General features: G+C 66.7%; 21 protein-coding genes and 1 tRNA gene. 9 read left to right on the top strand and 13 right to left on the bottom strand.

The features are described from left to right. Window positions 1–87 precede the first annotated feature (87 nt). The 5 genes from HPC46_RS15230 to HPC46_RS15210 all read left to right on the top strand — a co-directional run bounded on the left by HPC46_RS15230 (window position 88) and on the right by HPC46_RS15210 (window position 3167). Window positions 88–606, top strand: a complete 519-nt coding sequence (locus HPC46_RS15230; RefSeq protein WP_005141856.1) for a tRNA adenosine deaminase-associated protein — start codon at window positions 88–90, stop codon at window positions 604–606. A gap of 74 nt (window positions 607–680) precedes the next feature. Beyond that, window positions 681–1124, top strand: coding sequence for a nucleoside deaminase (locus tag HPC46_RS15225; protein WP_179471415.1), 444 nt, complete (start codon window positions 681–683; stop codon window positions 1122–1124). A gap of 28 nt (window positions 1125–1152) precedes the next feature. Further along, window positions 1153–1243: transfer RNA gene (locus HPC46_RS15220), tRNA-Ser, on the top strand. 200 nt (window positions 1244–1443) lie between these two features. Further along, on the top strand, window positions 1444–1728 hold the full coding sequence (locus tag HPC46_RS15215; protein WP_179471228.1) for a hypothetical protein: 285 nt from the start codon (window positions 1444–1446) through the stop codon (window positions 1726–1728). Window positions 1729–1805: 77 nt separating this feature from the next. Next, window positions 1806–3167 carry a WS/DGAT/MGAT family O-acyltransferase gene (locus tag HPC46_RS15210; protein ID WP_179471226.1) on the top strand — a complete coding sequence of 454 codons (1362 nt, stop codon included), beginning with the start codon at window positions 1806–1808 and terminating at the stop codon, window positions 3165–3167. A 54-nt stretch (window positions 3168–3221) separates the two neighbouring features. Here the strand turns inward: HPC46_RS15210 and HPC46_RS15205 are convergent, their stop codons facing one another. Next, window positions 3222–3734, bottom strand: coding sequence for a lipoprotein LpqH (locus HPC46_RS15205; RefSeq protein ID WP_179471224.1), 513 nt, complete (start codon window positions 3732–3734; stop codon window positions 3222–3224). A gap of 426 nt (window positions 3735–4160) precedes the next feature. Between HPC46_RS15205 and tgt the strand changes: the two genes are divergently transcribed. Both tgt and HPC46_RS15195 read left to right on the top strand, forming a co-directional pair. Beyond that, window positions 4161–5393, top strand: coding sequence for a tRNA guanosine(34) transglycosylase Tgt (gene tgt, locus HPC46_RS15200; RefSeq protein ID WP_179471222.1), 1233 nt, complete (start codon window positions 4161–4163; stop codon window positions 5391–5393). A 4-nt stretch (window positions 5394–5397) separates the two neighbouring features. Further along, window positions 5398–6690 (top strand): cytochrome P450, encoded by a 1293-nt coding sequence (locus HPC46_RS15195; RefSeq protein WP_179471220.1) that lies wholly within the window; start codon window positions 5398–5400, stop codon window positions 6688–6690. Window positions 6691–6694: 4 nt separating this feature from the next. Here HPC46_RS15195 and HPC46_RS15190 read toward each other — a convergent pair whose 3' ends face one another. The 5 genes from HPC46_RS15190 to HPC46_RS15170 all read right to left on the bottom strand — a co-directional run bounded on the left by HPC46_RS15190 (window position 6695) and on the right by HPC46_RS15170 (window position 14027). Further along, window positions 6695–8416, bottom strand: coding sequence for an amidohydrolase (locus tag HPC46_RS15190; protein ID WP_179471218.1), 1722 nt, complete (start codon window positions 8414–8416; stop codon window positions 6695–6697). Between the two features lie 66 nt (window positions 8417–8482). After that, window positions 8483–9952, bottom strand: coding sequence for a FadD7 family fatty acid--CoA ligase (locus tag HPC46_RS15185; protein WP_179471216.1), 1470 nt, complete (start codon window positions 9950–9952; stop codon window positions 8483–8485). Between the two features lie 12 nt (window positions 9953–9964). Continuing rightward, the gene (gene frc, locus HPC46_RS15180) at window positions 9965–11227 is read right to left on the bottom strand and encodes a formyl-CoA transferase (protein ID WP_179471214.1); all 1263 of its coding nucleotides are present in this window, start codon (window positions 11225–11227) and stop codon (window positions 9965–9967) included. A 15-nt stretch (window positions 11228–11242) separates the two neighbouring features. Beyond that, window positions 11243–12958: an oxalyl-CoA decarboxylase gene (oxc, locus tag HPC46_RS15175; RefSeq protein ID WP_179471212.1), complete on the bottom strand. Its 1716-nt coding sequence runs from the start codon at window positions 12956–12958 to the stop codon at window positions 11243–11245. Between the two features lie 64 nt (window positions 12959–13022). Then, window positions 13023–14027 carry an ATP-binding protein gene (locus tag HPC46_RS15170; protein WP_179471210.1) on the bottom strand — a complete coding sequence of 335 codons (1005 nt, stop codon included), beginning with the start codon at window positions 14025–14027 and terminating at the stop codon, window positions 13023–13025. Window positions 14028–14157: 130 nt separating this feature from the next. On the opposite strand from HPC46_RS15170, the gene HPC46_RS15165 reads away from it, so the two are divergent. Next, the gene (locus tag HPC46_RS15165) at window positions 14158–14514 is read left to right on the top strand and encodes a response regulator transcription factor (protein ID WP_179471208.1); all 357 of its coding nucleotides are present in this window, start codon (window positions 14158–14160) and stop codon (window positions 14512–14514) included. 11 nt (window positions 14515–14525) lie between these two features. Here the strand turns inward: HPC46_RS15165 and HPC46_RS15160 are convergent, their stop codons facing one another. Next, window positions 14526–15179, bottom strand: a complete 654-nt coding sequence (locus HPC46_RS15160; protein WP_179471206.1) for a response regulator — start codon at window positions 15177–15179, stop codon at window positions 14526–14528. A 125-nt stretch (window positions 15180–15304) separates the two neighbouring features. Between HPC46_RS15160 and HPC46_RS15155 the strand changes: the two genes are divergently transcribed. Beyond that, window positions 15305–16069, top strand: coding sequence for an SDR family oxidoreductase (locus tag HPC46_RS15155; protein WP_179471204.1), 765 nt, complete (start codon window positions 15305–15307; stop codon window positions 16067–16069). 4 nt (window positions 16070–16073) lie between these two features. Here the strand turns inward: HPC46_RS15155 and HPC46_RS15150 are convergent, their stop codons facing one another. The 6 genes from HPC46_RS15150 to HPC46_RS15125 all read right to left on the bottom strand — a co-directional run. Continuing rightward, window positions 16074–17444, bottom strand: a complete 1371-nt coding sequence (locus tag HPC46_RS15150) for a flavin monoamine oxidase family protein (RefSeq protein ID WP_179471202.1) — start codon at window positions 17442–17444, stop codon at window positions 16074–16076. Between the two features lie 37 nt (window positions 17445–17481). Beyond that, window positions 17482–18366: a tRNA glutamyl-Q(34) synthetase GluQRS gene (gene gluQRS / locus HPC46_RS15145; protein ID WP_179471200.1), complete on the bottom strand. Its 885-nt coding sequence runs from the start codon at window positions 18364–18366 to the stop codon at window positions 17482–17484. A 14-nt stretch (window positions 18367–18380) separates the two neighbouring features. Beyond that, window positions 18381–21239: an MMPL/RND family transporter gene (locus tag HPC46_RS15140; protein WP_179471198.1), complete on the bottom strand. Its 2859-nt coding sequence runs from the start codon at window positions 21237–21239 to the stop codon at window positions 18381–18383. Further along, on the bottom strand, window positions 21236–21673 hold the full coding sequence (locus HPC46_RS15135) for an MmpS family transport accessory protein (RefSeq protein ID WP_179471196.1): 438 nt from the start codon (window positions 21671–21673) through the stop codon (window positions 21236–21238). The genes HPC46_RS15140 and HPC46_RS15135 overlap by 4 nt, the downstream gene beginning before the upstream one ends. After that, window positions 21670–23424, bottom strand: coding sequence for an ABC transporter ATP-binding protein (locus tag HPC46_RS15130; protein ID WP_179471194.1), 1755 nt, complete (start codon window positions 23422–23424; stop codon window positions 21670–21672). The genes HPC46_RS15135 and HPC46_RS15130 overlap by 4 nt, the downstream gene beginning before the upstream one ends. Then, window positions 23421–25218, bottom strand: a 1798-nt coding sequence (locus tag HPC46_RS15125; protein WP_179471192.1) for an ABC transporter ATP-binding protein, incomplete at its 5' end; no start/stop codon positions are given. The genes HPC46_RS15125 and HPC46_RS15130, both read right to left, overlap by 4 nt.

Below are 25218 nucleotides of genomic sequence, written 5' to 3'. Positions count from 1 at the left end.
CGTCACGTCTCCAGGTTGGCATATCAACGCGCCACAACCGATGGGTACCTGGTCAAAACGCCTGATCAGCGACTAGCGTATGCGCCCATGGCAGCACAGCGAGCGCAGAACAGCCCGGGGTCGGACACCCCGGATGGCTTTGCGGTTGCTGTGGTTCGCGAGGACGGCAAGTGGCGTTGCTCGGCAATGAGCACGAAGGTGCTGACCAGCTTGAGCGCAGCCGAGACGGAGTTGCGAGAATTGCGCAGTGCCGGTGCGGTGTTCGGGCTGTTGGACATCGACGACGAGTTCTTCTTGATCGTGCGACCCGCACCGGCGGGCACTCGGCTGCTGCTGTCGGACGCGACGGCGGCGCTGGATTACGACATTGCGGCCGAGGCGCTGGAGACGTTGGACGCCGATATCTCGCCCGAAGACCTCGAGGATGCCGACCCTTTCGAAGAGGGTGATCTGGGCGTGCTGGCCGATATCGGGCTGCCGGAACCGGTGCTGAGCGTGATCCTGGACGAAACCGATCTCTATGCCGACGAACAGCTCGGCCGGATCGCGCGGGAGATGGGTTTTGCCGACGAGCTGGCAGCTGTGCTCGACCGCCTCGAGCGGTGAGTCGCGCCGGCGACGATGCCGCAGGCGGAGCCAAGGAGGAGGAGCGGCGCCATCGGGCGGGGCCTGACGAAGCCTTGATTCGCGCGGCGATCTCGGCTGCGGAATTGGCGGGCGACGACGACGTGCCGATCGGCGCGGTGGTGTTCGGCCCCGACGGAACCGAGCTGGCCCGCGCGGCCAATGCCCGCGAACAGCTGGGCGACCCGACTGCGCACGCGGAGATCCTGGCGTTGCGCGCGGCGGCCCGGGTGTACGGCGACGGCTGGCGGCTGGCGGGGACGACGCTGGCGGTGACCGTCGAGCCGTGCACGATGTGCGCGGGCGCGCTGGTGATGGCGCGGGTGGCGCGGGTGGTGTTCGGGGCATGGGAGCCCAAAACCGGTGCGGCAGGCTCACTGTGGGACGTGGTGCGCGACCGGCGGCTGACGCACCGGCCGGAAGTGCGCGGGGGAGTGCTGGCGCACGAGTGCGCCGCGCTGATGGAGGGGTTTTTCGCCCGTCAGCGCGATTTGGGTTAGCCCGGCTGCGCCCCGTAAGCTCTTCGACGGTGGCGTGTCCGAGCGGCCTAAGGAGCACGCCTCGAAAGCGTGTGACGGGTAACCCCCGTCCGAGGGTTCAAATCCCTCCGCCACCGCCATAAGTCCCTGAACCCATCTGGGCTCAGGGCTTTTTCATTCCCCACGCTCGGCGTGGTGGACGAAGCGATGAGAGTGCAGCCGGAGGACCCGCGTCCTGCGTGACTGCTGTGAATCGGATCTGACGCACCGTGATTCCCAGGAACCTCGCCTACCCTGGCGGGTTGGAGACGCAACGCTGTAGGCCAGGGGGTATGTGATCATGACGACCGCTTCAATCGGCACTCGCCGGTTGCTTTATGCCGCAATAGGATTGGTGATCGCGGCCGCCCCGGCGGTCGCGGTGTTCGCCGGCGTCGCTGCGCCCGCGCCGCGCCTGGCCGCCCAGTGTCAGGACACCGACACCGAGGACAGCTTCTCGTTGGACTGCGCCCCGACCATCATCCCCGACACCAGCGATCAACTCACCGAAGCCGAGGTGGCCGAGCCGGGCTTCAACGCCCATCCCGGTGGCGGCGGCGGTGGCGGGGGCGGCGGCCACCGCTGATCCGACGAGGACTGCTCGCGCCGTGTGACAAACCGGTGTAATGGGCACACGGGGTAGAACCAACGCGGAGGTCCTCTATGGAGCTGATGTCGCCGACCGATTCGATGTTCCTGCTGGCCGAGTCGCGGGAACATCCGATGCACGTCGGCGGCCTACAACTGTTCGAGCTCCCCGAAGGTGCCGGACCGGAATTCCTGGCCGACATCTACGCCGAGATGCTCGCCGACAACGACGTCCAGCCCACGTTCCGCAAGCACCCTGGTGAACTGCTTGGCGGTATCGCCAACCTCACCTGGTCCTTCGACCGCGACATCGACCTCGAATACCACCTGCGCCGCTCGGCACTCCCCTCGCCCGGACGGGTCCGCGAACTGCTCGAGCTCACCTCGCGGCTGCACGGCAGCCTGCTCGACCGGCACCGGCCGCTGTGGGAGACCCACCTGGTCGAAGGGCTCAACGATGGTCGGGTCGCCGTCTACACCAAGGTCCACCACTCGCTGCTCGACGGCGTCTCTGCGGTAAAGCTCATGCGTCGCTCGCTGTCCACTGATCCGCAAGATACCCAGGTGCGGGCGCCGTACAGCCTCCCGCCACGTCAACGCACCAAGGAAAAGCGCAGCGTGACACCGGTGGGTGAGCTGAAGCGACTGGCCGGATCGATCGTCGGCCTCGGCCCCTCGGCGTTGACCGTGGCCCGCGCCGGCCTGCTCGAACAGCAGCTGACGTTGCCGTTCGGAGCGCCCAAGACGATGTTCAACGTGTCGATCGGCGGGGCCCGCCGGGTGGCGGCGCAGTCTTGGCCGATCAAACGCATCGTCGCCATCAAGGACGCGGCCGGCGTCACCGTCAACGACGTCATCCTGGCGATGTGCGCGGGCGCCCTGCGCGCCTACCTGATCGAACAGGACGCGCTGCCCGACCGGCCGCTGATCGCCATGGTGCCGGTCAACCTTCGCTCCGAAGACGATCACTCCAGCGGCGGCAACCAAGTCGGCAGCATCCTGTGCAGCCTGGCCACCGACGTCAGTGATCCCGCCCAGCGGCTCGAGATCATCCGCGACTCGATCAGCGGGAACAAGGAAGTCTTCCAACAGCTCCCCAGGCTTCAGCAACTGGCACTGTCGGCGTTCAACGTCGCACCGCTGGCCCTCACGCTGATCCCGGCGCTGGCGGCCGCCGCCTCGCCGCCGTTCAACATCGTGATCTCCAATGTGCCCGGCGCCCGCGAGCCGCTGTACTGGCGCGGCGCGCGGCTCGACGGCAACTACCCGCTGTCGATCGCGCTGGACGGCCAAGCCCTCAACATCACGCTGTCCAACAACGCCGACAACCTCGACTTCGGGCTGGTCGGCTGCCGGCGCAGCATCCCGCATCTACAGCGGCTACTCGGGCAGCTCGAAGACTCGCTGGCCGCGCTGGAAAAGGCGGTCGGGGTCTGACCCAAAGAAGCGGCGGCGACCCCTCAGGGCGCCGCCGCTCCGTTTTGGCCCCCGCTACGGGCAGGTGACCTCGATTTCGAACGGCTTGGTCACCGGCTGCATCGGGTTGGCCATGTCCACACCCGTCGCAGTTCCGCTGATCTTGTACGTGTTGCCGTCCTTGGTCGCGGTGGCATTGGCCCCACCGGGCACGCCCTGCGTGTAGCCGAGCGTCACACCGTTGACGTTGCCGAGCCCGACGGACTGCACGGTAGAGCCGTCCGCGGACAGGACTGCCGCGATACCGGTCATCGCCTCGCCGATCGCGATGTTCATGTTGCCGCCCGCCGTGGCGCAGACAACCTGACCCTGGACGTTTTGCGGCTGGCCGTCGATCGTCACCTTGGCACTGCCGGCACCCGCGGTCGCGCTGGGGGCCCCTGCCGCCGCGCTCGTTGTTGCCGCTGCCGAAGTCGTCGCCGTCGCGCTCGTCGTCGACTCAGTTTTCTTCTCGTCCTTGGAACAACCGGACAGCCCCGCCACCAAGACTGCGGCGCCGGCGACGGTCACCACCAATCCACGCTTCACCGATGTCTCCTTATGTAGGCGTGATCCGTCGCCATTGACGGATCATCGAGGGAAAGTATGGTTTGCGAATTCCCGCTGGTGGCAGGAATGGAAGAAAAATTTGCCTGGCAGCCAACTCGCGGAAATGAAGCGTGGTATCGGGCAAATCGCGGACGGCGCAGGGAAAGTCGGTGTCTTCACCGCTCTGCAGACGTTGCGAACACCTGACGAGTGATGTGCTGAAAGCCCGAATTGCCGTTATGCACCACGCTATTCGACGCTCGGCGGGCCTGAATGCGGTCGCGTCCGGGTGCCGTGGATCGGCGACGGACTCGAAGACGCCGAACCGGTGCCGCTGTTACATGGCGAACCCTCCTGGTTGTCCAGGACGATCCCAGCACCGGAGCGATCGTCCCGGCCATCCATGGCGCTGGTTAGATACCTGGAGTGCCGTTCTTCACCGTCGACGCCGAGCTGCCCGGTCGCCGTGGGCGCACCGGGGTGATCCACACCCCACACGGCGATATCCACACGCCGGCCTTCATCGCGGTGGGCACCAAGGCGTCGGTCAAGGCGGTGCTGCCCGAGACCATGCGCGAGCTCGGCGCGCAGGCCGTGCTCGCCAATGCCTACCACCTCTATCTGCAGCCCGGGCCCGACATCGTCGACGAAGCGGGCGGTCTTGGTGCGTTCATGAACTGGCCGGGGCCGACGTTCACCGACAGCGGCGGCTTCCAGGTGCTCTCGCTCGGCGCCGGGTTCCGCAAGGTGCTGTCGATGGACGCCAACCGGGTTCAGGCCGACGACGTCATCGCCGAAGGCAAGCAGCGGCTCGCCCACGTCGACGACGACGGGGTGACGTTCATCTCGCACCTCGACGGGTCGACGCACCGGTTCACCCCCGAGGTGTCGATGCAGATTCAGCACAAGATCGGCGCCGACATCATCTTCGCCTTCGACGAGCTGACGACGTTGGTGAATACCCGTGGCTATCAAGAGGAGTCGGTGGCGCGCACCCAGGCGTGGGCGGTGCGCTGTCTGACCGAGCACCGACGGCTCACCGCGGCGCGCCCCGAGCGGCCGAGTCAGGCGCTGTTCGGTGTCGTGCAGGGCGCGCAGTACGAGGACCTTCGCCGCCAGGCTTCCCGCGACTTGGCGGGCATCGTCGACGCGGAGGGGCGCGGCTTCGACGGGTACGGCATCGGGGGAGCGCTGGAGAAGCAGAACCTGGCCACGATCGTCGGGTGGTGTACCGACGAGCTGCCCGACGACAAGCCGCGGCACCTGCTCGGGATCAGCGAGCCCGACGACCTGTTTGCGGCGGTCGCCGCCGGTGCCGACACCTTCGACTGTGTGTCGCCCTCCCGGGTGGCGCGCAACGCGGCGGTGTACGCGCCGACCGGGCGGTTCAACATCACCGGCGCGCGCTACCGCCGCGATTTCACCCCGATCGACGCCGATTGCGACTGCTACACCTGCGCCAACTACACCCGGGCCTACCTGCACCACCTGTTCAAGGCCAAGGAAATCCTCTCGGCGACCCTGTGCACGATCCACAACGAGCGGTTCGTCATCCGGCTCGTCGACCAGATTCGGGCTTCGATCGTTGCCGGCGAGTTCGACGAATTGCGCGATCACGTTCTCGGTCAGTACTACGGCCATTCGACGCGTGCACAATAGGTAGATGACTGCTCCCGCCGAGCCGCAAGCCCTCCTGCTGAAACTGCTCGACCCCGCGATCAGGGCCAACCCGTACCCGGTGTACCGGCAGATCCTCGACGCCGGGCCCATGCACATGCCCGAGTCCACGCTGCACGTGCTGTCCAGCTTCGCCGACTGCGACGAGGTACTGCGCCACCCCGACTCGTGCAGTGACCGGTTGAAGTCCACCGCCGCGCAGCGCGCCATCGAAGCCGGCGAACAGCCGCGGCCGTTCGGCACCCCCGGATTTCTCTTCCTCGACCCGCCCGACCACACCCGGCTGCGCAAACTGGTCAGCAAGGCGTTCTCGCCCAAAGTGGTCAAGTCGCTGGAACCCGACATCAACGGCTTGGTCGACGGCCTCTTGGGCAAGGTGGACGACACCGGCCAGTTCGACGTCATCGAGAGCCTGGCCCATCCGCTGCCGGTGGCCGTGATCTGCCGGCTGCTGGGCGTGCCGATCGAGGACGAACCCCAATTCAGCTCAGCGTCAACGCTTCTGGCGCAGGGACTGGATCCGTTCGTCACGTTCTCCGGTGAGACGCAGGGGCTCGAGGAGCGGTTGCAAGCCGGACTGTGGCTGCGGGGCTATCTGCGCGAACTGCTCGAGCAGCGGCGCTCGAAACCGGCGGACGACCTGATGTCGGCCCTGATCTCTGTCGAGGAATCAGGCGACCAGCTCACCGAGGAAGAAATCGTCGCCACGTGCAACCTGCTCCTGATCGCCGGGCACGAGACGACGGTGAACCTGATCGCCAACGCGGTGCTGGCGATGCTGCGCAACCGCGAGTACTGGACGGCGCTGGGTGCCGACCCCGGCCGGGCCCCGGCCATCATCGAGGAGACGTTGCGCTTCGACCCGCCGGTGCAGCTGGCCAGCCGGGTCGCCGGCGCCGACATGACGATCGGCACCAGCTCCGGCGGGCAGGAGCGAAGCGACCGGGGGATCATCGCCGGCGGGCAGGAGCGAAGCGACCGGGGGATTATCGAAGTCCCCAAGGGCGACATCATCATGATTCTGCTCGCCGCTGCCCACCGCGATCCCGCCGCCGTGGAGCGCCCCGACGAGTTCGACCCGACCCGCGGCACGATCCGGCACCTCGCGTTCGGGCACGGCCCGCACTTCTGCCTGGGCGCTCCGCTGGCGCGGATGGAGGCCGCGGTGGCTCTGTCGGCGGTGACGAAACGCTTCCCGAATGCCCGGCTGGCCGGCGAACCGGTCTACAAGCCGCACGTCACCCTGCGGGGCATGGCCCGCCTCGACGTCACGGTGTGAGCGCTCAACACTGGTGGGGTGGCGCTCCTGTGATCAGCGCCTGGTCGTAGCGCGGCGCGATTCCCCTGACCGACTCCATGAATGCGTCCAGGTCGACGCGACGCCCGGAAATCCAGGTGCCCAGAGTCTGGATGGTGTCCTGGAGCCGCTCCGGCTCGACGGTGTAGGGGTCCGTGTTGAGCAGCACGAAGTCGGCAAGCTTGCCGGTTTCGATCGAGCCGATCTCGTGATCGCGCTTCTGCTGCCAGGCCGCGTTGATCGTGTGCGCCTGGAGCGCCTCGTCGAGAGTCAGCGACTGCTCTGGTGCGTGAACCGTCCCGGACGCACTGCGCCGGGTGACGGCGTTCTGGATGTTGAGCCAGGGCAACGGCGGCGACAGGTACCCGTCGTTGTGGAACGTGGGCCGAACCCCACCGTCGTAGGCGTCCCGATAGGGCTGCCAGCGGGCTCCGTAGGACGGCTCGAAGATCACCCCGTCATAAAGATCGCCCCAATAGAGCGCCTGGAATGGCGACATTGACGCGGTGACACCCAGCTCGCCGGCCCGTGCGCATTGCTCCCTGCTGGGAGTGGCGAAATGCTCGACGCGCCAACGATGGTCGAGGCCGGTGAGTCCGAGCTGGCGCAGCGCCTGTTCATATCCGTCGAGTACGACATCGATGCCCGCGTCGCCGTTGATGTGGGTCGCGATCTGAAAGTCCTTGTCGCCGAACTGGCCTACCAGCGCGAGGAACTGATCCAGGGAGTAGTTCAGTACGGACAAGCCGGGAACGGTGCCCACCGGAACGTCGGCGATGCGGGCGCGGGTGGAGTCCAGGTAGGGCACACTGATGGCGGCCGTTCCGATGGACGGGCTGCCGTCCATCCAGATCTTGTAGCCGACGCGGCGGATCATCCCGGACAGCTCACCGAAGTCCATGTCCGAGTGGGCTGCTGGGTCGTAGGTGGTCTGATACAGCGAGTACCGGACGGGGCAGCCGGGTAGTGCCGCCAGCGCCTCCATCGGCGCTCGAAGCCTGCTCATGAATCCCAGATCGCCGACCGCGGTGAAACCGTTGCGCGCCAGCGTGGCGTACCACGCGCCGAGATTGAACAGAGGCGACGGGACGATGCCGGGCAGGAAGGCGCTGAGCGCCATCAACGTCGCCTGGGTTTCGAACCCGACTCCCCCCGCGGTTCCATCGGACCGGCGTGTCCACCGCGCATCCGGGGTGTCCGCCGGGGGTGTCGCGTTCTTCCAGCCGAACAGTTGGGTGGCACGGGAGTTGAAATACAAAGCATGGCCGGTGATGTCGAAAATCAGCACCGGGTGGTCCGGGAAGTACCGGTCGAGGCTTGTGCGGTCCGGCATCGGGATCGACAACAGCAGCCGGTCGAGGCCGTTGAACAGCAGAGGTTGGCCGGCCGGGGTCTGTTTGCGCAGCCGGTCGAAGAGCTCCTCCAGCTCGGGCCAGGTGGGGAAGCCGACGAACGGGGCGATCCAATGCGCAGGCTGCTGGCACAGGACCGCAGCGGGAACCGGGTGGTCGTGTGCCTGGATGAACCCGGGCATCAAGACGGCCGGGCCGAGATCCTCGATCGGGGCGCCCGGTGCCGCCGCCCGACATTCAGCCAGTGAACCCACCGCGGTGATGGTCCCTGCGTCGACCGCGACAGCTTCTGCCCGGGGCTGGGCAGGGTTCATCGTGATGACCGAAGCGGCCTTGAGAATCGATTCCCGACCCACGAGCACTCCTCTCCGGCACGCCGGACCACCCGGCACACCGCTGACAGCCACCGATCATGCCCTCATTCAGCAGGTGTTGTGCCCGTACGTCTCGGCCAGCCGGTTACGGTCGACCGAACCCTTCGCGGTCACCGGTAGTTCCGCCACCGGGGAAATTCGTTCCGGTACTTCGAACTTGGCAAGCCGGGATGCGCAGAACGCGCGCAGCGCTGCATCGTCGAAGGAAGTGCCGGCTCGCAGGACGACCACCGCGGCGACCTGCTCGCCGTACTTGTCGTCGGGCACCGCAAACACCGCCGCCTGCACCACGTCGGGGTGCGCCAGCAGCACGTCCTCGACCCGTTCCGGTGAGATCTTCTCCCCACCCCGGTTGATGATGTTCTTGATCCGGCCCCGAAGTGTCAGCACGCCAGCAGAATTCACCGATCCGAGGTCGCCGGTGTGCAACCACCCATCGCCGAATGTGGCGGCGGTGGCGGCCGCGTCATTGAGGTAACCGCGGGCAACGGCGGGGCCGCGCAGCCACACTTCACCGGTATCGGCGATCCGCAGTTCGGCTCCGACCGGCGCCCCGACCGTCTGCAAGCGGGTCCCGGTGTCGGCGGTAGCGGTCACCGCACAGGCCTGGTGTGTCGCCTCGGTCATCCCGTACGCCGGCAGCACCGGCGCCCCGAACGCCTCTTCCAGACGGCCCGCCACGGTGGGCGGCAACGGCGCACTGCAGCTGCGCAGGAACCGCAACCGCGCTGCGGCCGGGGCGCCGGCCGGCGCGACGTCCAACAGCACCTGATAGATCGTCGGCACCGCCGTGACCCACGTGGCCCGCGTCGCGGCCAGTTCGTCGAAGAATGTATGAGCCGAAAAACGAGACTTCGCAGGCAATCCCAGCGTGCCACCGCCGGACAGTGTCGCCAGCAGCCCGGCCACCAAACCGTGCCCGTGGAACATCGGCATCACCGCGACGGTGGCGTCTTCCGGCCGCAGCCCGTAGGCGGAGACGACGTTGTGCATCGCCGCCGTAAGCGCATCATGGGTCCACGGAACCATTTTCGGCCTGCCGGTCGTCCCCGAGGTGAACATCACCATGGCATCGTCGGTGGTGAGGCCGATCGCCGAGGGGTCGCCGCCCTCGGCGGAGGTACCGCTGACCGTGCACTGCGATCCGTCGATGCCGACGATGATCTCGGGTGCGCCGTCCAATGCCGCAGCAGGCGCGTCGGTCAGGACCGCTCGCGCACCCAGCCGGTGCATGCGGTCCCGCTGCTCGGCGACGGGCAGTGCCGGATCCAGCGGAGCCACCACCAGCCCAGCTCGCGCGGCGCCGAGCAGTCCCACGATGTATGCGGCGGTGTTGGGCGCCCGCAGCCCGACCACGTCACCGCCGTTCAGTCCGGTGCCGGCCAGTGCCGTGGCCGCCTGCTCGATGAGATCGGCCAGCATGGGGTAGCTGATGGAACGGTTCTCGGCGGTGACGACCAGCGCAACCGCCGCGGGGTGGGTCGCGGCATGATGTGCGACCAACTCGCCCAGCAACATGATGGCCTCCGGTCAGATGACGTGTGCGGTCTTCAGGTCCTCGATCTGGTCAGCGGTGTACCCGAGGTCGCTGAGCACATCGATTGTGTGCTCTCCCAGCAGGGGAGCGCCGGTGATTGTCGGGGTGAAATCCGAGAACTTCACCGGGCTGCCGACCGTCAGGTACGTGCCGCGTTCCTCCTGCTCGACCTCGACGACGGTGCCGCTGGCCCGCAACGCCGGGTCGTAGGCGATCTCCTTCATGCTCAACACCGGCGCGCACGGCACGTCGTAGGTGCGCAGAATGTCGACGGCCTCGTACTTCGTCTTGTCGGCCAGCCACTTCTCGACATCGGCGAAGATGTCGAAGATGTGCGGCTGACGGGCCTGCGCGGTGCGGTAGGCCGGATCGTCCACCCATTCCGGTTTGCCGACGGCCTCGCAGGTCTTCGCCCAATTCTGTTCCTGGATGGTGAAGTAGATATAGGCGTTCGGATCGTCCTCCCAGCCTTTGCATTTGAGCACCCAACCGGGCTGGCCGCCGCCACCGGCGTTACCCCCGCGAGGTACCGCGTCACCGAACGGGGTGTCGGGGTACTGGGGGTATTCCTCGAGGTAGCCGAGAGCCTCCAGGCGTTCCTGGTCGCGCAACTTCACCCGGCACAGGTTGAGCACCGCATCCTGCATGGACACCGAAACCTTCTGTCCGACACCGGTCTTCTCGCGGGCCAGCAGCGCTGTCAGGATTCCGATCAGCAGATGCATGCCGGTGTTGCTGTCACCGAGCGCCGCGGAGCTCACGGTCGGTGGCCCGTCCCAGAACCCGGTGGTCGACAGTGCACCACCCGCGGCCTGCGCGACGTTCTCGTAGACCTTGAGGTCTTTCCACGGCGACTGATCGTTGAAGCCCTTCACCGAACCGAAGATCAGCCGCGGGTTCAATTCGTGGATGTGCTCCCAGGACAAGCCCATTCGGTCGAGAGCGCCCGGAGCGAAGTTCTCCACCAGCACGTCGGCATCACGGATCAGTTTCTCCATGACCTCAAGACCCTCAGGGGTTTTGGTGTTGATGGCCAGTGAACGCTTGTTGCTGTTGAGCATCGTGAAGTACAGGGCGTCGTGACCGGGGATATCGCGCAATTGGTGGCGGGTGACGTCCCCGCCGTCGAGTCGCTCGACCTTGAGGACGTCGGCGCCGAACCACGCCATCATCTGCGTACAGGCCGGCCCGGCCTGGACGCCGGTGAAGTCGATCACTTTGATACCGGAAAGCGGCTGTGGGGCTTGTGTACTCATCGGTCTTCCTTCCACTCAGGCCGGGCTGTGCTGCAGTGCGCTGCGGGGGTTGAGGTTGGTGAGGTGGCCGCTCTCGGTGCCGGCCGAGGGATCCAGTTCGCAGTCGATGAGTGCGGGCCGTCGGGAGGCGACGGCGGCGGCCAGTGCGGCGGTCAGTGCATCGGGGGTGTCGACGTGATAGCCGGTCCCGCCGAACGCTTCGATCAGCCGCTCGTGATGCGCACGCGGCGCCAGCACGGTCGGCTCGGGATCGGTCCCATACGGGTCGACTCCGTCGCCCCGATACACGCCGCCGTTGTTGAGGATGACGACCGTGATGGGAAGGCCGTAGCGGCAGATGGTTTCGATCTCCATACCGCTGAACCCGAAGGCACTGTCGCCTTCGACGGCGATGACGGGCTCGCCGCTCTCAACGGCCGCGGCGATCGCATAACCCATGCCGATGCCCATCACACCCCAGGTGCCGCAGTCCAGACGGTGCCGCGGTACCCGCATGTCGACGACGTTGCGGGTGATGTCGAGGGTGTTGGCTCCCTCGTTGACCAGATACACCTCGGGGTGGTCGCGGATGAAGTCCCGGATCGGGCGCACGGCGTTGAAGAAGCGCATCGGCTGTGGGTCTTCGGCCAGCCGCCGGGCCATGCCCGCGGCGTTGTGTTCGCGCTTCTCGGCCAGCTCGGCCAGCCACTCGTCCGCACACATGACCGGATGCCGTTGCAGACCGGCGGCGAGGGCGTGGATGACCGATTCGACGTCACCGGCCAGCGGGACGGCCGTCGGTTGGTTGCTGTCGAACTCGGTCGGATCGATGTCGATCTGGATGAACTTGACGTCGCCGGCCCAGTGCGGTGTCTCGCCGTGCTGTAGCAACCAGTTCAGCCGCGCACCGACCAGCAGAACGACATCGGCGCGCGCCATGGCCAGCGATCGTGCGGCGGCGGCCGAGAGCTGGTGGTCGTCGGGGATCACGCCCTTGGCCATCGACATCGGCAGGAACGGGATCCCGGTGGTCTCGACGAAGGAGCGGATCCGCCTGTCGGCCTGGGCGTACGCGGCACCTTTGCCCAGTACGATCAGCGGGCGCTGCGCCCCGGCCAGCAACTCCAATGCCCGCAAAACCGCCTCGTGGGAAGGGGTTTGGCTGGGCGCGGGGTTGGTGACCTTCCACAACGTCGCCGCACCGGCGGAGGCGTCGATGGTCTGGGCCAGGACATCGCCGGGGATGTCGAGATACACCCCGCCGGGCCGGCCGGACACCGCGGTGCGGAACGCCCTGGCGATGCCGCGGCCGATGTCCTCCACCCGGTCGACGCGATAGCTGGCCTTGGCAAGGGATTTGGCGATCGCCATCTGGTCGAGCTCTTCGTAATCGCCGCGCTGCAGGTCGACGATTGCCCGGGTGCTGGAGCCGGCGATGTGGACCATCGGGAAGCAATTCACCGTCGCATTGGCCAGCGCCACCAGGCCGTTGAGGAAGCCCGGACCCGAAACGGTCAGGCACACACCGGGTTTACCGGTCAAAAACCCCGCGGCGGCAGCGGCGTGACCGGCAGCGGATTCGTGGCGAAACCCGATGTAGCGGATACCGGAGGCCTGAGCCAGCCGGGCGAGGTCGGTGATCGGGATACCGACCACGCCGTAGATGGTGGCGACATCGTTGAGTTTGAGCGCGTCGACCACGAGGTGAAACCCGTCGGTCAGTGGACCGTTCTGCACGTCAGGCGAAGTCATGGTTGAAGTGTGCTCGACCGGGACGGCACAGACCAGAGCGCTAGCCGGACACTCGGTGGTAGCGCTAGCCCCCAGTGGGCAACGGGATCGTCACGCTGAGCGTCGTCCCGGCGCCGGGCTCGCTGACGATGCCGAGGCGTCCGGACAATGCCTCGACGCGGTCCTTGAGCCCGATCAACCCCGACCCGCCGCCCGCACCGGCCCCGCCGATACCGTCATCGGCGATGCGGAGGTTCAGCTCGGTGTCGGTCAGCCGGGCCGACACGGTGACCTCGCCGGCCCGCGCGTGCTTGGCGGCGTTGGTGAGGGCCTCGGCGACCACGTAGTAGGCGGCCACCTCCACTGTTTCGGGCAGCCGCCGGTCGACGTCGAGGTCGAGGCTGACCGGGACGGCGGAGCGCCGCGCCAGCGTCTTGATCGCCGGCCCCAACCCGCCCCTGGACAGGATCGCGGGGTGGATGCCGCGGGACAGTTCCTGCAGGTCGGTATGCAAATGGGACAGGCCGTCGATGATTCCGGTGAGCTGCGTGCGGACGTCCGTCAGGTCTTCGGGCACCGAGGCCTCCAACGCCCGCAACTCCAGGCCCAAGGACACGATGCGCTGTTGGGCGCCATCGTGCAGGTCGCGCTCGAATCCGCGGCGGGCCTGATCGGCGGCGGTGACGATGCGGGCACGGGACGCTCGCAACTCGGCACTCATCTGCATGGCTTCGGCGGCGCGCAGCCGGGCTTGGCCCACGAGCGCATTGGTCAAGAGCGCCAACGTCAAGAAGACCACCACCGCGGGCACCACACTGCCGGTGCCTTCCATGACGTGGAACCACACGTAGGCCATGGCGCTGGCCAGCGACGTAGCGACCGCGAGGCCGACACCCCAGCCTGCCGAGACCACCAGGACACCGAGCAGGAAAATCGCACCGAAGGCATTGTCGGGGGCAACGCGCTTGAGGAGGTGGACGATCGCGATCTCGACCGCGATGAACGAGATCGCGGTCAGCACGCCCCACAACAGCCGAGGTGGTGTGGGGCGTATCAGCAACGCCAGCAGGCGATCACGCGCTTGTGTCATGGTGTGGAGTCGATCGTAAAGGGCAGCCGGGGGATCAGGTAAGTGCACAGCGAGCTTTACCGGTAGCAGTAATGCGAAGCTTCGGCCCGTTCTGCCATGCTGAACACATGTTCGGCCTCGGAGGTGCGTGATGCGTTGCTTGATCGTCGACGACAGCGCTCAGTTCCGCACGACGGCCAGCACGATTCTGCAGCGGGGTGGGATAGCCGTCGTCGGTATGGTGTCGACCGCCGCCGATGCGGTGCGCAGCTATCAGGAATTGCGGCCCGACGTGACCCTGGTCGACGTCGACCTCGGGGCCGAGAGTGGATTCGACGTCGTACAGGCCCTTCACGAGGTCGGGGCGCCGGCCTCAGGGCTGATCCTGATCTCCACACACGCCGAATCCGACTTCACCGACCTGATCGCGATCAGCCCGGTATCAGGGTTCCTGCCAAAGTTCGCGTTCTCCACCAAAGCGGTGCGGGACCTGGTCGGCGCACTCTGATCGATTGTCGCTCACAGTGATTCGAGGTACAGGATCACCGCACGCACCCGGCGATGATCGTCGGTGGTCTCCGGCAGGTCCAGCTTGGTCAAGATGCTGCGGACGTGTTTTTCCACCGTGCCTTCGGTGACGAAGATCCGCCGGCCGATCCCGCCGTTGGACAGCCCTTCGGCCATCAGTGCCAGCACTTCGCGTTCCCGGCTGCTCAGTGCGGCCAGCGGATCGTTGCGCCTGCTTGCCGAAACCAGCTCGGTCACCAACGCCGGGTCGATCACCGAGGCGCCGCCGACGATGCGGCTCAGCGTATCGAGAAAGTCGTTGACGTCTGTCACCCGGCTTTTCAGCAGGTAGCCGATGGCCTGGCCACCGGACAACAGCTCCAGGGCATGGTCGACGTCGACGTGGGCCGACAACACCAGGATCGCGGTGTTCGGCGCTTCTTCGCGAATCAGTCGGGCAGCGTCGAGGCCTTCGGTGCTGTGAGTGGGCGGCATCCGGATGTCGACGATCGCCAGATCGGGGTGTTCGGCGCGAACCAGGTCCAGCAATTCGGTGCCATCGCCGGCCTGCCCGACCACCTCGAGGCCCGATCGGCTGAGCAGGCTGGCCAGTCCCTCCCTCAACAGCACATCGTCATCGGCCACGACCACGCGTGTGCCAGACATCTATCCTCCTGCCGGTATTACCGCTAGCCGGTAGTGGACATGGCGGTCAGCGCTGACGACAATTCCATGCCGCCCCGCAAAGGTAACTCTAGGCATGGCATTTCGTTGAGCGAAGGAGATCGGCAATGCAAATCTCGGGCAACACCATCTTCATCCCCGGCTCGACCAGCGGTATCGGACTGGCCTTGGCCACCGCCCTGGCGGCCAAGGGGAACACCGTCATCGTGGGCGGTCGCCGCGCCGAGCAGCTGGACGCCATCACCGCCGAGCACCCGGAATTGGGCGCCGTGCGCATCGACATCACCGACCCGGCCAGCATCAACGAGGCGGCCGACCGGCTGCTCTCCGACTATCCTGCGCTCAACGTGGTGATCGCGATGGCCGGCATCATGAAGATCGAGGACTGGCATCGTCCGAGCGCCTTCCTCGACTCCGCCGAGGCGATCATCACCACCAACGTGCTCGGGCCGATCCGGTTGATCGCGGCATTCGTCGAACACCTCCAACGGCAACCGGATTCGACGATCGTCACGGTCTCATCGGGGCTGGCGTTCGCACCCCTGCGGGTCACGCCCAGTTACAACGCCGCCAAGGCGGCGATCCACATGCTCAGCGAGTCGGTGCGACTGCAGCTGGCCGACACCAGTGTCAAGATCCTGGAACTGGTTCCGCCGGCGGTGCGGACCGGGCTACTGCCCGGGCAGGAGGACAGCGACTTCGCGATGCCGCTCGAGGATTTCGTCAGCGAGGTCATGGCGCTGCTGGAAAGCCGACCCGACGCACACGAGATCCTGGTCGAACGAGTGAAATTCTTGCGGTACGGAGAAGCCCGCGGCGATTACGACCAGGTGGTGGCGACGTTGAATGCGGCTGATCCGCATGGGAATTGACTCCTCACCCGACCAGCTCGGCGATCACCGCCTGAGCGGCCCGCTCGCCGGCGTCGACGGCACCTTCCATGTAGGCACTCCAATAGGTCGCGGTATCCGTCGACGCCCAGTGGATCACGCCGATCGGCGCGCTCAGGGCAGGGCCATACGCGGTCCACACGTGGGGTCCGAGATTGGCGTTGTAGCAGCCGCGTGTCCACTGCCGATCCGACCACTCGCCGTCCACGTAGAACTCCGGCTTCGCGGCCTTGCTGCCATAGTGCCGGACCAGCTCCGCGGTCAGCGCCGCGCGGCGCTCACCTTCGGGAAGGCGTCCGAAGGTACGGGCCTGCTCGCCTTCCAGGAACATCAGGATCACACCATGGTCATCGCCGGGCAGGCAGGTGTCGTTGGACATCCGAGCCGGGCCGACGTCGGAGATGAGCTGACCATTGAAACCGTCTGCGCGCCAGAAGGGTTCGTCGTAGACGAAGAACGCCTTCATCGACGAACCGTTAGGCAGCCGCTGAGTGAGTTGATCGCGAACCCCGGAAAGCGGTGGGTCGTACATGATTCGGCCGGCCAGCGTCGGCGAGATGGCGACGATGACCCGGCGGCCACGGGCGACCAGCCCACCGCGACACGTCACGGTCACATGGGAGGCGGTGTGCTCGATGAGTTGAACGGGGACGTTGAGCATGATGTGGTCGGCGATGAGCGCGGCGAGTCGGCGCGGGATCTCACTGGTGCCGCCCACGAACCGGGTGGTTTGCGCGCCGCCCTCCGATTCGGCGAACAGCTCCGAGGTCACCCCGCAGGTCTGGATGGTGAACAGCAGATGCAGGAAGGACACCTCGGCGGTGGGCACCGCCAGGATCCCGACGGTGCAGATCTCGAGCAGGGTGCGGGCAACCGGCGTCAAGCCCTGGGCGTCGTACCACGCACCGGCGGTGACGGAGTCCCAGTCCGCAGCCAGGGGTGCCAGCCAGGGCGCCTCCACCGGAACTTCGGTGGCCAACTCGTCGAGGCGACGCAGCACGCGCTCGAGTTCGGCCAGTTCCCCGGCGAACCTCGCGTGAAACTCCGTCTCCCGCAGCACACCGGAGCCGACGAGGTCGTAGGACGTCTCCCCGTCTTCGAACTGCGGATAGGTCTCGACCCCGAGCTCGGCCGCCAGCGCGAACATCCGCTCGTGGGTGTCGCCGATCCACTGGGCGCCGAGTTCGACGGGCAGCCCTGGCAGGACCTCCTCGGTGAGGATGCGGCCGCCGACGCGTTCGTCGGCCTCCAGCACCACCGGCGTCAGTCCGGCCTCCAGAACCTTGCGCGCGGCGATCATTCCCGAGAGCCCCGCGCCGACGATGACGACGTCCGCGTCGATCTCCTGCTTCGGCATGATGGACACTGTGGCACAGCGTCGGGTGCTGTTGCGCTCAAACCGGTTGATAGATCCACGGTTCACGGGGGAGGTCGGCCGGGTCGAAGCGCGCCAGCAGTTCGCCCATGTTCGAGGCCGGCCAGCCCAACGATTCGGTGATCAATCCGAAGGCCGTCGAGACGCCGAGCTCGGCCAGTGTCACCGCGCCGTCACGCTTGGCCAGCCGCTTACCCTCGCCGTTGAGCACCAGCGGCACATGGGCGTAGACCGGCTGCGGATAGCCCAGCAGGCCGGCCAGGTAGGCCTGCCGGGGCGAGGACGCCAGCAGGTCGTCACCGCGGACCACCTGGTCGATGCCGGAGAGTGCGTCGTCGACGACGACGGCCAGGTTGTAGGCCGGCACACCGTCGCCGCGGCGCAGCACGAAATCGTCCACCACACCGGTGTAGTCGCCGTGCACCAGATCGGTGACCGTGTATTGGCCGGTGTCGGCGCGCAGCCGCAGTGCGGGCGGGCGGCCGGTCTCGCGCTTGGCGGCCCGTTCGGCTTCGGTCACGTCGCGACAGGTGCCGGGGTAGGCCCCTTCCGGGGCGTGCGGTGCGCGCGGAGCGCCGAGAATATCCTTTCTGCTGCAATAACATTCGTAGGAAAGCCCCCGGGCCGCCAGCTCGGTGATGACCGCGTCGTAGCGCTCCCGTTGCCGCGACTGCCACTGCGGCTCGTCGTCCCACGTGATGCCGATCGCGGCCAGATCAGCCAACTGCTGCTGCGCCACATCGTCGTGGGTGCGGTCGTCGAGATCTTCGACGCGCATCAGGAAGCGTCGCCCGGTCGAGCGCGCGAACAGCCACGCCAGCACAGCCGTGCGCAGGTTGCCGATGTGCAGGTCGGCTGACGGACTGGGGGCGAACCGGCCCGCGCCCGGCGCCTCGCGGGTCACGCCCGCAATCTAACTCAGGTGTGCGCTGGAACCGAAGTCTCGGGCGCGACTGTCGCCGAACGCGCCGGCCGGGGTCGGATCACGTTGATCGGCCACCAGAACCACCGGCCCAGCAGCGCGGCGATCGACGGTGTCATGAACGACCGCACCACAATAGTGTCGAGCAACAGCCCGAGGCCGATCGTGGTGCCGATCTGGCCGATGATGCGCAGATCGCTGACCACCATCGACGACATCGTGGCGGCGAACACCAAGCCGGCTACCGTGACGACGCTGCCGGTGCCGCCCATGGCGCGGATGATGCCGGTCTTGATACCTCCGGGCAGTTCCTCCTTGAAGCGGGCGACCAAGAGAAGGTTGTAGTCCGAGCCGACTGCGAGCAGAGCGATCACCACCATCGCTTGCACCAGCCAATGTAGCTCGATGCCGAAGATGTACTGCCAGAGGATGATTGACAACCCGAAGGCCGCGCCCAACGACACCAGGACCGTTCCGACGATCACCAGCGCCGCGACCAGACTGCGCGTCATCACCACCATGATCATGAAAATCAGGCACAGCGCTGCGATTCCGGCAATCAGCAGATCGTATTTCGAACCGTCTGCCATGTCTTTGAAGGTGGCCGCCGTACCCGCGAGCGAGATCGTGGCATCCTCCAGCGGGGTGGCCTTGACGGCTTCGATCGCCGCGATCTTGATCGGTTCGACGTGCGTCAGGCCTTCGGGCGAGGCGGCATCGCCGCGATGAGAGATGATGAACCGCACTGACTTACCGTCCGGCGATACGAAACTCTTCATCCCGCGTTGGAACTCCGGGTTGTCGAACACATCCGGCGGAAGATAGAACGAGTCGTCGTTCTTGGCGTCGTCGAAGGCCTTGCCCATGGCCGTCGAGTTCTGGCTCAGCTCATCGAGCTGATTCCACATGCCCGACATGGTGCTGTACGTGGTCAGCATCATCTGCTGCATGTTCTGCATGGTGGTGATCATCGGCGGCATCGTGGTGAGCATCTCCGGCAACAGCCGGTCCAAGTTGCCCATGTTGGCGATGACCTTGTCCATCGTGCCGGTCATCTCATCGACGCCGTCCATCGTGTCGAATATCGACCGCGTCGACCAACACAGTGGGATGTTGTAACAGTGCGGTTCCCAATACAGGTAGTTGCGAATCGGACGGTAGAAATCGTCGAAATCGGCTATCCGGTCCCGTAATTCGTGGACAGTCTCCTGCAGTTCGATGGTCTGGGCGACCATATCGTGCGTCACGCCGGTCATTTGTGACATCAGGTCGTACATGCGCTGCATCGTTGCGACGGTGGTGCCCATCTCGTCGGCCTGATGCTTCATGTCGGCCATCCGGTCCTTCATCAGCTTCATGTTCTGGACCATGCCGACGTTCTGCATGCTGACCAGGAAGGGAATGGACGTGTGGGCGATCGGCATGCCGTCGGGGCGGGTGATCGTCTGCACCCGCGCGATACCGGGAACCCGGAAGACTGACTTGGCGATCTTGTCGATGACCAGGAAATCGGCCGGGTTGCGCAGATCGTGGTCGGCCTGGACCAGCAGGATCTCGGGGTTCATCCGAGCCTGGCTGAAGTGGCGGTCGGCGGCCTGAAACCCTTCGTTGGCCGGGATGTCCTTCGGGATGTATCGAGTGTCGTTGTAGCTGGTGCGGTATCCGGGCAACGCGGCCAGGCCGAGTAGGACAATGGCCAGCGAGGCGGTGAGGATCGGCCCCGGCCACCGAACCACCGCGGCACCGATCCTGCGCCACATGCGAATGCGCATGGTGCGCTTGGGCTCCAACAACCCGAACCGGCTGCCGACGGTGACGATGGCCGGACCCAGTGTGAGGGCGACCGCCACACCGGCCACGATGCCGGCAGCGCACGGGGGACCCAGTGACTGGAAGAAGGGCAGGCGGGTGAAGCTCAGGCAGAACGACGCACCGGCAATGGTGAGGCCGGATCCCAGCACGACGGGAGCGGTGCCGTTGAACATTTCGTAGTACGCCGCTTCGCGGTCCGCGCCGGCCTGGCGCGCTTCCTGATAGCGGCCGACGAGGAAGATCGCGTAGTCGGTGCCGGCCGCGATCGCCAGTGAGACAAGTAGATTGACGGCGAACGTCGACAATCCGATGACGTTGTAATAGGCCAGTGCGGACACGATGCCGCGCGCCGCCGCGACCTGGACCAACACCGCCGCGATCAGCAACACCACGGTCACGATCGACCGGTAGAAGAACAGCAGGATCGCGATGATCACGGCGAAGCTGACCAGCGCGATCTTGGCCATGCTGTGTCCGCCGGCAGCCTCGATATCCGACTGCAGCGCGGCAGGTCCGGTCACATAGGCCTTGACCCCGGCCGGCGCCGGCGTCTCGCTCACTGCCTTACGCACCGCGGCCACGGACTCATTGGACTGGGTCGTACCCATGTTGCCGGCCAGGTTCAGCTGAACGTACACCGCCTTGCCGTCGGCACTCTGCGCCGCAGCCTCGGTGAGGGGGTCGCCCCAGAAGTCCTGGACGTTCGTGACGTGAGAGGGATCGGCCCGAAGCTTCGCAATGATGCCGTCGTAGTAGCGGTGCGCATCGGGCCCCAGCGGTTGATCGCCTTCCAGCACGATCATCGCGACGCTGTCCGACTCGGACTCGCCGAAGGCCCGGCCCATCTGCGCCATCGCCTGCACCGACGGCGCATCCGGTGCGCTCATCGGCACTGCCCGCATCTTCGCCACGGTTTCCAGCGGCGGTATGGCGATGCTGGACACGACGACGACGCCCAGCCAGCCGAGGATGATCGGGATGGCCAGTCGCCGAATCCAGCGGGCCAGCGGCCGGGGATCCCTTGGCGATGGCGGCGGTGTCATGCCGACTTCACAAAGCAATAAATGTAGGCACTCACCGCGTCAGCGGTCCGTTCCATCTTGACCTCTCCATCGGCGGTGATGCGGCACCCGATCGAATCGCTGTTGCCCTGCGCCAGAACATTTCCCGCCATCGCTGGTGCGTTGGTGACGATCTCCACCGACCACGGCAGCGTTGCCCCGTTGACCTGGTGCGGGGTTCCGCTGTCATCGAGATAGTTGATGTCGGCGACCGCCCCGGGCGGGCCGAAGACCTGGTAGACAACGCGTTTGGGATCCGACTTCCGCTTCTCATCGGACATGCTGCCGGCGTAGGTCGGCAGCTGATGGGAGCCGAAGATGCCGCGCACCCGCGACACCGCGAAGGCGCCGGCGGCGAGAACCACTACGAGCACCAGCGGAATCCACGCCCGCCTGGCGGCGGAAAGAACTCTCATACCCGACCGGATGCGTCCGCGGCGATCTGCCAGCCGGCGGTCGTCTCTTGCTGTCGCCAGAACTCGGCGAATCGTCCACCGCGCGCGGTGAGTTCGTCGATGCTGCCGCGCTCGACAATCACACCGTCGTCGACGAACAGCACCTGGTCGGCATTGCGAATGGCGTCGAGCCGGTGCGCGATGATGACCCGGGTGCGTTGATGCGGATCGTTGCCGATCGCCTGGGTGATCGATGCCTCGTTCTCGGTGTCCAGCGCGCTGGTCGCCTCGTCGATCAGCAGCACACCGGCCGGCTTCACCAGAGCCCTGGCGATGCTGACGCGTTGGCGTTCACCACCGGACAGAGCGGTGCCTGCCTCACCGACCAAGCTCTGCGCACCGTCGGGCAGGTGCTCGATGATGTCGTCGACGCGGGCCAGCGCCATCGCGCTGCGGACGGCCTCGTCGCCGGCCTCGGGATGGCCGACCCGGATGTTGTCGGCGATCGTTCCGTCGAACAGGTACGGATGCTGGAACACCACACTGACCAGCGCTCGCCGTGCGTCGGGGTCGATCTCGCCGACGTCGGTGCCGTCGACGAGGATCTGCCCACGCTCGGGTGTGTGCAGCCCGGCGATCAGCGACAGGATCGTGCTCTTGCCGGAGCCGGACGGGCCCACAACCGCGGTGGTGGTGGCCGGTTCGAGGGTGAAGCTGACGTCCTTGAGCACCTCGGTGCCCTGGTAGCCGAAGCCCACCGAACGGAATTCGATTCTGGGCGCACGGGATTCGCCCGACGGCAGCGGGCTGCCCTGGGGCGAGTTCTCCAGCGGTGCGGTGGTGACGGTGTTCAGCCGCTCCAGCAGTCCGCGAGACGACTCCATCGCGCCGGATAGATCGGCCAGCACGGTGAAAGGTTCGAGGAACCGGACCATCACGATCGCCAGCGCCACCGCGGCCGGGGCGCCGAGGTGACCCTGCAGCGCAAGCGTCGTGATCGTGCCCGCCAGCAGGATGAGAGCGATCTGGCTGGCCACGCTGAACAGCAGCTGGCCCGGGATTGCGAACAGCAGCAGCCGCAATGTCGCCCCACGCACGGCGCCGATCGCCTCACCGGTCTGGCTGCGTGCCGCGGTGACCCGGCGGCTGGCCCGCAGCGCCTGCTGGGTGCGCGCGAACTCGACGAGGCGTTCGGTGAGTGCGCTGTGCGCGGCCGCGTCGGCGGCATCGGCCTTACGTACCAGTCGTTGGCTCGCGGCCAGTGCGCCGAGCAGGAACGGAAGCGCGATCGCGGCGGCCACTCCCACCGGCCAGGAGACGAAGAACAGGCCGATCGTGATCGCGGCGGGCAGCAGCAGCGCCCCGATGAACGGGCTGAGCAGGTTGGCGACGAAGCCGACGAGATCCGGAGCGCTGGCCGCGATGGCCTGGCGGGCGATCGCGGTGTTGTCAGCGGTGAACCAGCGAAGCGGAGTCTCGGTGAGCCGGTTGGCCATTTCGTGCTGGGTGGTGTCGGCGAGCGTGAAGCCGATACCGAAACCGATCCGCGCCAGGGTCATGTCGATGACCCACCCACCGACGGTCACGGCGGTGAGAGCGCCGACCCACGGCCAGGCGTCGGCCGGGTGCGGGCCGAACAGAGCGACCAGCAGCGGCACGAGCAGTAGGCCGCTTGCCGCTCGCAGCATCACTGAAATGAGTGACAGCACAACGTAGATGGTGAGCTGTCCCCTGGCCTGGGCGGGGATCAAGCGGACCAGGGTGCGGATCATCGGGCGGCCTCGCTGGGGGCCGAGGCGCCGGCCAGGCGGCTGTCCCACAGGCGACGGTAGCGGCCCTCGGCGGCAATCAGGTCGGTGTGGGTGCCGATTTCGGCGATCCGCCCGTGGTCGAGGACGGCGATCTGGTCGGCGCCGGTGATGGTGTGCAGCCGGTGTGCGATCACCAGCACGGTGCGGTGCTGGATCAGTGAACTCAGAGCCTGTTGCACAAGGTATTCCGATTCCGGGTCGGCGAACGCCGTGGCCTCGTCGAGGATGAGGATCGGGGTGTCGGCGAGCAGCGCGCGGGCGATCGTGAGACGTTGCTTTTCCCCGCCGGACAGCTGGCTGCCGGCCCCGAGGACGGTGTCGTATCTGTCTGGCAGCCGCAGGATTCGCTCGTGGATCTGCGCACTGCGCGCTGCGGCCTCGATCTCCGCGGTGCTGGCATCCGGGCGGGCCAGCGCGATGTTGTCACCGACGGTGCCCGCCACGAGCTGCACATCCTGAAAGACGAATCCGACGCGTCCGTAGAGCTCGTCGGGCGTCATGGACCGGATGTCGCGGCCGTCGATGCGGATCGCACCGGTGTCGATGTCGTGGAACCGCGCCAGCAGCGCTGCCAGGGTTGACTTGCCCGAACCGGACGGACCCACCAGCGCGGTGACGGTCCCGGGGCTCAACGCCAGCGTGACGTCGTGGATCACCCGGACTCCGGGGCGATAGCCGAAACTCACCCCGTCGAACACGACACCGGCAGCCGTCGGGTACGGCGCAGCATCGTGCGTGCTCAGCTCGGTCTCGTCGAGCGTCACGGCGATGCGCCGCGCGGCCTGGGTGCCCTCCTTGATACCACCCAACCCGTACGCGATGCCCAGCAGGCGGCTGCCAAAGGTGGTGCCCAGCACCAGGAATGGCAGCAACGTCGCCGGTGCCATCCAGCCCGCGACGACGAACCCGGTGCCCGCCGTCGCGATCAGCCACAGGAATGTGCTCGGCCGGGTGACCAGATCCATGAAGGTCTTCTTGCCGATGAACGGGCGCTGCCACTCGTTGAGGAAGGCGATGTAGTCGTCCAGGCGCCGGCGGAACGAAGAGGCCGCGGCACCGCCGAAGACCCGGATCACGGGCTGACCCTCCAGAAACGCGGCCGATTCGCCGTTCATCCGTTCGGCCCACTTCGACGCCTCGGCGATCTTCGGCCCGCTCTGGTACACCATCGTCGCGGTGGTGCCGATGTAGACGAGGATCGGCAGGAACAGGATCAGCGCCATGCGCCAGTCGACGGCGAACAGGTACACCAGCACAGCGACCGGGGCGATCACGGCGGCGACCGCATCGCACACCGCGTGGGTGACCAGGTAGTGCAGTGACAGGGTGTCGTCCTGGATGAGTTTCTTGACCGAGCCGGAACCGCGATCGGTGAACCAGCCCAACGGCATTCGGGCGAGTTTGTCCAACAGGCGTCGTCGTATCTCGGCGCTGAAGCGCATGTCCACCACGTGCAGCCACAGCACGAGGACCGCGCCCAGCGTGGTCCCGGTGGTGAGCAGCACCACGAACACCGTCACCGTGTTCCACACCCGGGCGTCATCGGCACCGCTGAGCAACAGCTGTGCCAACTCGACCAGCACCACGAACGGGGCCAGCTGAAGCAGAGTCAGCAGCGCCTGCAGCACGCCCGCGACGATCAACTGCGATGTGACCGGTGCCAGGAGGTCCTTGCCCGCCTGGGAACGCCACTTGCCCTTGGCGACGGCGGGCTGGGTGGGCGCCGGTTGCAGATCTGATCCTGGCGACGACACG

This window comes from Mycolicibacterium vinylchloridicum (genome assembly GCF_013404075.1).
Classification (GTDB): domain Bacteria; phylum Actinomycetota; class Actinomycetes; order Mycobacteriales; family Mycobacteriaceae; genus Mycobacterium; species Mycobacterium vinylchloridicum.
The sequence above is the reverse complement of the archived record's forward strand: the minus strand, read 5'-3'. Positions and strand labels throughout refer to the sequence as shown.

Coding starts and splice junctions, on each gene's coding strand:
- HPC46_RS15230 (WP_005141856.1), top strand. CDS start 88: ATGGCAGCACAGCGAGCGCAGAACAGCCCGGGGTCGGACACCCCGGAT.
- HPC46_RS15215 (WP_179471228.1), top strand. CDS start 1,444: ATGACGACCGCTTCAATCGGCACTCGCCGGTTGCTTTATGCCGCAATA.
- HPC46_RS15210 (WP_179471226.1), top strand. CDS start 1,806: ATGGAGCTGATGTCGCCGACCGATTCGATGTTCCTGCTGGCCGAGTCG.
- HPC46_RS15195 (WP_179471220.1), top strand. CDS start 5,398: ATGACTGCTCCCGCCGAGCCGCAAGCCCTCCTGCTGAAACTGCTCGAC.
- HPC46_RS15185 (WP_179471216.1), bottom strand. CDS start 9,952: ATGTTGCTGGGCGAGTTGGTCGCACATCATGCCGCGACCCACCCCGCG.
- frc (WP_179471214.1), bottom strand. CDS start 11,227: ATGAGTACACAAGCCCCACAGCCGCTTTCCGGTATCAAAGTGATCGAC.
- oxc (WP_179471212.1), bottom strand. CDS start 12,958: ATGACTTCGCCTGACGTGCAGAACGGTCCACTGACCGACGGGTTTCAC.
- HPC46_RS15170 (WP_179471210.1), bottom strand. CDS start 14,027: ATGACACAAGCGCGTGATCGCCTGCTGGCGTTGCTGATACGCCCCACA.
- HPC46_RS15165 (WP_179471208.1), top strand. CDS start 14,158: ATGCGTTGCTTGATCGTCGACGACAGCGCTCAGTTCCGCACGACGGCC.
- HPC46_RS15160 (WP_179471206.1), bottom strand. CDS start 15,179: ATGTCTGGCACACGCGTGGTCGTGGCCGATGACGATGTGCTGTTGAGG.
- HPC46_RS15155 (WP_179471204.1), top strand. CDS start 15,305: ATGCAAATCTCGGGCAACACCATCTTCATCCCCGGCTCGACCAGCGGT.
- HPC46_RS15150 (WP_179471202.1), bottom strand. CDS start 17,444: ATGCCGAAGCAGGAGATCGACGCGGACGTCGTCATCGTCGGCGCGGGG.
- HPC46_RS15140 (WP_179471198.1), bottom strand. CDS start 21,239: ATGACACCGCCGCCATCGCCAAGGGATCCCCGGCCGCTGGCCCGCTGG.
- HPC46_RS15135 (WP_179471196.1), bottom strand. CDS start 21,673: ATGAGAGTTCTTTCCGCCGCCAGGCGGGCGTGGATTCCGCTGGTGCTC.
- HPC46_RS15130 (WP_179471194.1), bottom strand. CDS start 23,424: ATGATCCGCACCCTGGTCCGCTTGATCCCCGCCCAGGCCAGGGGACAG.